The organism is Mycobacterium sp. (genome assembly GCF_036488105.1).
Lineage (GTDB): Bacteria > Actinomycetota > Actinomycetes > Mycobacteriales > Mycobacteriaceae > Mycobacterium.
In genome coordinates, this window is record NZ_DASXHW010000389.1 from 1 (window position 1) to 5,173 (window position 5,173).

General features: G+C 68.9%; 5 protein-coding genes and 1 pseudogene. 4 read left to right on the forward strand and 2 right to left on the reverse strand.

The genetic code is table 11. The features are described from left to right. Both VGH54_RS20365 and rfbD read right to left on the reverse strand, forming a co-directional pair. The coding region (locus VGH54_RS20365) for a glycosyltransferase family 2 protein (protein ID WP_331513890.1) at positions 1-626 on the reverse strand (626 nt) is incomplete at its 3' end. Between the two features lie 16 nt (positions 627-642). After that, positions 643-1,518: a dTDP-4-dehydrorhamnose reductase gene (rfbD, locus tag VGH54_RS20370; RefSeq protein WP_331513891.1), complete on the reverse strand. Its 876-nt coding sequence runs from the start codon at positions 1,516-1,518 to the stop codon at positions 643-645. 69 nt (positions 1,519-1,587) lie between these two features. Here rfbD and VGH54_RS20375 point away from each other — a divergent pair, with 69 nt between their 5' ends. From VGH54_RS20375 to VGH54_RS20390, 4 genes and pseudogenes are all read left to right on the forward strand, one after another. Further along, positions 1,588-3,057, forward strand: coding sequence for an LCP family protein (locus tag VGH54_RS20375; RefSeq protein WP_331513892.1), 1,470 nt, complete (start codon positions 1,588-1,590; stop codon positions 3,055-3,057). A gap of 42 nt (positions 3,058-3,099) precedes the next feature. After that, positions 3,100-3,774, forward strand: a complete 675-nt coding sequence (locus VGH54_RS20380) for a TIGR03089 family protein (protein WP_331513894.1) — start codon at positions 3,100-3,102, stop codon at positions 3,772-3,774. A 176-nt stretch (positions 3,775-3,950) separates the two neighbouring features. After that, positions 3,951-4,235, forward strand: coding sequence for a DUF1490 family protein (locus VGH54_RS20385; protein ID WP_331513893.1), 285 nt, complete (start codon positions 3,951-3,953; stop codon positions 4,233-4,235). 9 nt (positions 4,236-4,244) lie between these two features. Continuing rightward, positions 4,245-5,173: pseudogene (locus VGH54_RS20390) on the forward strand (copper-transporting ATPase); the annotation flags it as partial.

Sequence of the window (5,173 nt, forward strand, 5' to 3'; positions counted from 1 at the left end):
ATCCGGTCACCGAGATCGACGTCCTCCATATACATGAAGTAGCGCTCGTCGAAGCCGCCGATCTGCTCGAAGGCCGTGCGGCGCACCAGCAGGCACGATCCGGACAGCCAGCCGACCGGTCGCTCGCTGGGTTCCAGTCGAACCTGGCGGTAGGCCGCCGACCACGGGTTCGTCTTCCAGAGCTGCCCGACGACCGCGTGCATCCCGCCGCGGACCAGGCTGGGCAGCTGGCGCGCCGAGGGATACACCGACCCGTCGGGGTCGTGGATCAACGGCCCGAGAGTCGCCGCGCGGGGCCAGCGCGCCGCGGCGTCCAGCAGCGCGTCGATGCTGCCCGGGCCCCACTGCACGTCCGGGTTGGCCACGACGATCCATTCATCGACATCGCCGAGTTCCGCGATCGCGCGGTTCACCGCGCTGCCGTAGCCGAGGTTGGACCCGGTGGAGAACAGTCGTACACCCGGGTAGCGCTCGACCGCGGCCTGCGGGGCCCCGTCGGCGGAGCCGTTGTCGGCCATCAGGACGCTGACCGGCCGCTCGGTGGCATGCGACAGCGACGCCAGGAACCGGTCCAGATGCGGGCCCGGCGAATAGGTCACCGTGACTACCGGCAGCACGTCACTCACGGGTTGAGGGTAGCGGTCAGGCATCCAGCGGCGCCGCCAGCGCCGCCTCCAGCGCTTCTCGCCACGGCCGCAGCGGTGACAGGCCCGCGGCCTGCGACTGCCGTGCGGACAGCGCCGAGTACGGCGGCCGCGCCGCCGGTCGCGGATCGTGGTCGCTGCTCACCGGCCGCACCCGCTCGGGATCGGCCCCGACTCCCTCGAACACCGCGCGGGCCTGTCCGTATCGGGTGACCTCGCCTCCGTTGGCGGCATGCACTATTCCCGCCGGGGCCTCCACGCGCCCCTCGACCACCTCGAGCAGCGCGCCGACCAGGTCGCCGACGTAAGTCGGCGAGCCGGTCTGGTCGTCGACCACGTCGATGACGCGGTCGCTCGCGGCTAGCTTTCGCATGGTGGCGACGAAGTCCTTGCCGGTTCCGCCGGTGTAGACCCAGGCGGTACGGACCACCACGGCCTGCGGCAACGCAGCCAGCACCGCCTGCTCGCCGGACAGCTTGGTCTGCGCGTAGACGCTCAGCGGCCCGGTCTCGTCATCCGGCTCATACGGCCGCGGCGCTGCGTTGCCGAAATCGCCGCTGAACACGTAGTCGGTCGAGATGTGCACCATCCGCGCGCCGGCCCGCGCGCAGGCCTGAGCGAGGTATTCCGGGCCGGTGGCGTTGACCGCGTACGCCCTGGCCTGGTCTGCTTCGGCATCGTCGACGGCGGTGTAGGCAGCGCAGTTGACCACCGCGTCGCCGGCCTGCACGATCTGGCCGGCCGACTGCGGATCGGTGATATCCCACTGCGACGACGTCAATGCCAACACGTCGCGCCCTCGCCGGATCGCTTCGGCCGCCAAGACGCTACCGACCTGCCCGCCGCCGCCCGCGATCACGATTCTGCCTGTCATGAGTCACGAGTCTGGCACGCCGGGACCCGGCTGCCAGCGATATCGCTGTGACGCAAGTAGCCTGATGTGATGCCTGAGCAACGGGTGACTCGTGTGATTGCGACCGTCACGGCCGCACTGGTCGTTCTCGTGACGGGGGTGGCATGGAGCAAAGTCCGCTCCTTCGAGGACGGGATCTACCACGTCTTCGCGCCGTCGTTGGGCCACGGTGGCGATGACGGGGCGCTCGACATCCTGCTGGTCGGCATGGACAGCCGCGCCGATGCCCACGGCAACCCGCTGAGCCCGCAAGAGCTCGCGACGCTGCGGGCCGGAGACGAGGTGGCGAGCAACACCGACACGATCATCCTGGTCCGTATCCCCGACAACGGGAAGTCGGCCACTGCGATCTCGATTCCGCGCGACACCTACGTGTCCGCACCCGGGCTGGGCAAGACCAAAATCAACGGCGTCTACGGCCAGACCAAGGAAGAGAAGCGGGTCAGCCTGGTCGAATCCGGCATGGCGCCCGACGAGGCCGATCGGGAAGGCACCGAAGCCGGCCGCGAAGCGCTGATCAAGACGGTCGCCGACCTCACCGGCGTGACCGTCGACCACTACGCCGAGATCGGGCTGCTGGGCTTCTCACTGATCACCGACGCCCTCGGCGGCGTCAACGTCTGCCTCAAAGAGCCTGTCTTCGAACCACTTTCGGGTGCCGACTTCCCGGCCGGCCCGCAGAAGCTCAACGGCCCGCAGGCCCTGAGCTTCGTTCGCCAGCGCCACGAGTTGCCGCGTGGCGACCTGGACCGGGTGGTGCGTCAGCAGGTGGTGATGTCCTCGCTGGCTCACCAGGTGATCTCCGGCAAGACGCTGTCCAGCCCGGCGACGATGAACCGGCTGCAGTCGGCCATCCAGCGCTCGGTGGTGCTGTCATCTGGCTGGGACATCATGGATTTCGTGAACCAGCTGCAGAAGTTGGCCGCGGGCAAGATCGCCTTCGCCACCATCCCGGTGCTCGACGAATCCGGCTGGAGCGACGACGGCATGCACAGCGTGGTGCGAATCGATCCGCACCAGGTGCAGGACTGGGTCGGTGGGCTGTTGCAGGACCAGGCCAAGGGCAAGACCGAGGAGCTGGCCTACTCGCCGGGCAAGACCAGCGTCAGCGTCCTCAACGACACGGACATCAACGGCCTCGCCGCATCGGTGTCAGAAGTGTTGACCGCCAAGGGATTCAGCACGGGCAAGGTCGGCAACAACGACGCCGCGCACGTGTCCAGTAGCCAGGTCCAGGCCGCCAATGCCGATGACGTGGGCGCCAAAGCCATCGCGAAAGAACTCGGCGGGCTGCCCGTCATCGCCAACACATCGGTACCGCAGGGCACGGTTCGAGTGGTGCTGGGCAATGACTACACCGGACCGGGCTCGGGCCTCGGCGACGGCGGCAGCCGTGCCACCCTGGCGGCCTCGTCGAACTCCGGGTCGGGCAAGCCCGACGCTCCCCCGCCGTCGCCGATTCTGACCGCGGGCTCCGACCACCCGGAGTGCGTCAACTGATCTACTGACCCGGTGAACCTCAGCGCGGCGATCCTGGATCCGATGCTGCGCGCCGACCCGGTCGGCCCGCGCATCACGTACTACGACGACGCCACCGGCGAACGTATCGAGCTGTCCGCGCTCACGCTGGCCAACTGGGCGGCCAAGACCGGCAACCTGCTGCGCGACGAGTTGGGCGGCGGTCCGGCCAGCCGGGTTGCGGTGCTGCTGCCGGCGCACTGGCAGACCGCGGGGGTGCTGTTCGGCGTGTGGTGGATCGGCGCGGACGTGCTGCTCGACGGCTCGGACGCCGACATCGCCCTGTGCACTGCCGAGCGCCTGGACGAAGCCGACGCCACCGGCGCCGCTGAGATCGCGGTGCTCTCGCTGGATGCGTTCGGGCGTCCGGCAGCCGATCTGCCGATCGGCGTCACCGACTACGCGACCGCGGTGCGGGTCCATGGCGACCAGATCGTCGCCGAGCAGCATCCCGGCCCGGCGCTGGCCGGCCGATCCGTCGAGCAGGTACTGAATGCCTGCCGAAAGACCGCGGCGGCAACGGCTTTGACCGCCGACGACCGAGTGCTTTCGACCGCCCCCTGGAGCACGCCCGACGACGTGGTCGACGGCATGTTGAGTGTGTTGGCGATGGGCGGGTCGCTGGTGTACGTCGCCAACCCCGACCCGGCTGCCTTACCGCGTCGGACGCAAACCGAGAAGGTCACCCGGATTCTTTAGCCACTCCTGTCCCAGGCGCCGCGCAGCGGCGGCAGTGCACTTTCTGCCCACCTCGGGTGCCCGAACTTTCGCGGAGCAACGCCGCCAATCCATGTTGATATCGCTATATGACGATGCTACGGTCGTCGAAAGGCAATAAGCTCGTAGCGGTACGAGACAACGGGAGGACGTTCGCGATGGTGGTGTCAGGCCTACTCGGAAAAGCCGCCGGGACTGTGGTTACCGGCCTGGTCGGCGTCAGCGCCTACGAAGTCCTGCGCAAGGCCCTGGGCAAGGCCCCGCTGCACGACGCCGCGGTGACGGCGACCGAGTGGAGCCTGCGCGGCACGCGGCGGGCCGAGGAAGCAGCCGAGTCCGCCCGGCTGAAACTGGCCGACGTGGTGGCCGAAGCTCGCGAGCGCATCGGCGAGGAGGCGCAGCCTCCTGCCATCGGCGACCACGACCACGATCACGAGCACTGATCCATCGACATGACCGACTTGTTGGTCGTGTCCGACGCCGCGGGCCGGATGCGGGTCAAGGTGCCCTGGGTGCGCGCGAATTCACGACGCGCAGTCGCGGTGGAAGAGGCGGTGGACAAGCAGCACGGGGTACGGGCCGTGCACGCCTATCCGCATACCGGCTCCGTCGTCGTCTGGTACTCGCCGAAGCGCTGCGATCGCACCGACGTGCTGGCAGCCATCACCTCAGCCGAACACGTTGCCGCCGAACTTATTCCGGCTCGCACGCCACGGTCGTCGGATATCCGCAACACCGAGGTGCTGCGAATGGTGATCGGCGGCGCAGCGCTGGCCCTGCTCGGGGTGCGCCGCTACGCCTTCAACCGGCCACCCCTGCTGAGCGCGTCCGGCCAACTGGTCGCGACCGGAGCGACGGTGTTCATGGGCTACCCGTTCCTGCGCGGCGCATTGCGCGGGCTGCGGTCCGGACGCGCGGGCACCGATGCGTTGGTCACCGCAGCGACGGTCGCCAGCCTGGTGCTGCGCGAGAACGTCGTCGCGCTCACCGTGCTGTGGCTGCTCAATATCGGTGAGTACCTTCAGGATCTGACGCTGCGCCGCACCCGCCGCGCCATCTCGGATCTGTTGCGCGGCACCGCCGACACGGCATGGATACGTGTTGAGGACGGCAGCGAAGTGCAGGTCCCGATCGACACCGTTCAGATCGGCGACGACGTGGTGATCCACGACCATGTGGCGATACCGGTCGACGGCGAGGTGGTCGACGGCGAGGCGGTGGTCGACCAGTCCGCGATCACCGGCGAGACCCTGCCGGTCAGCGTCGTCGCCGGCGGGGCGGTGCACGCCGGTTCGGTGGTGCTGCGCGGGCGCCTGGTGGTTCGCGCTCGCGCCGTCGGCAACGAAACCGCGATCGGGCGCATCATCAGCCGCGTCGAAGA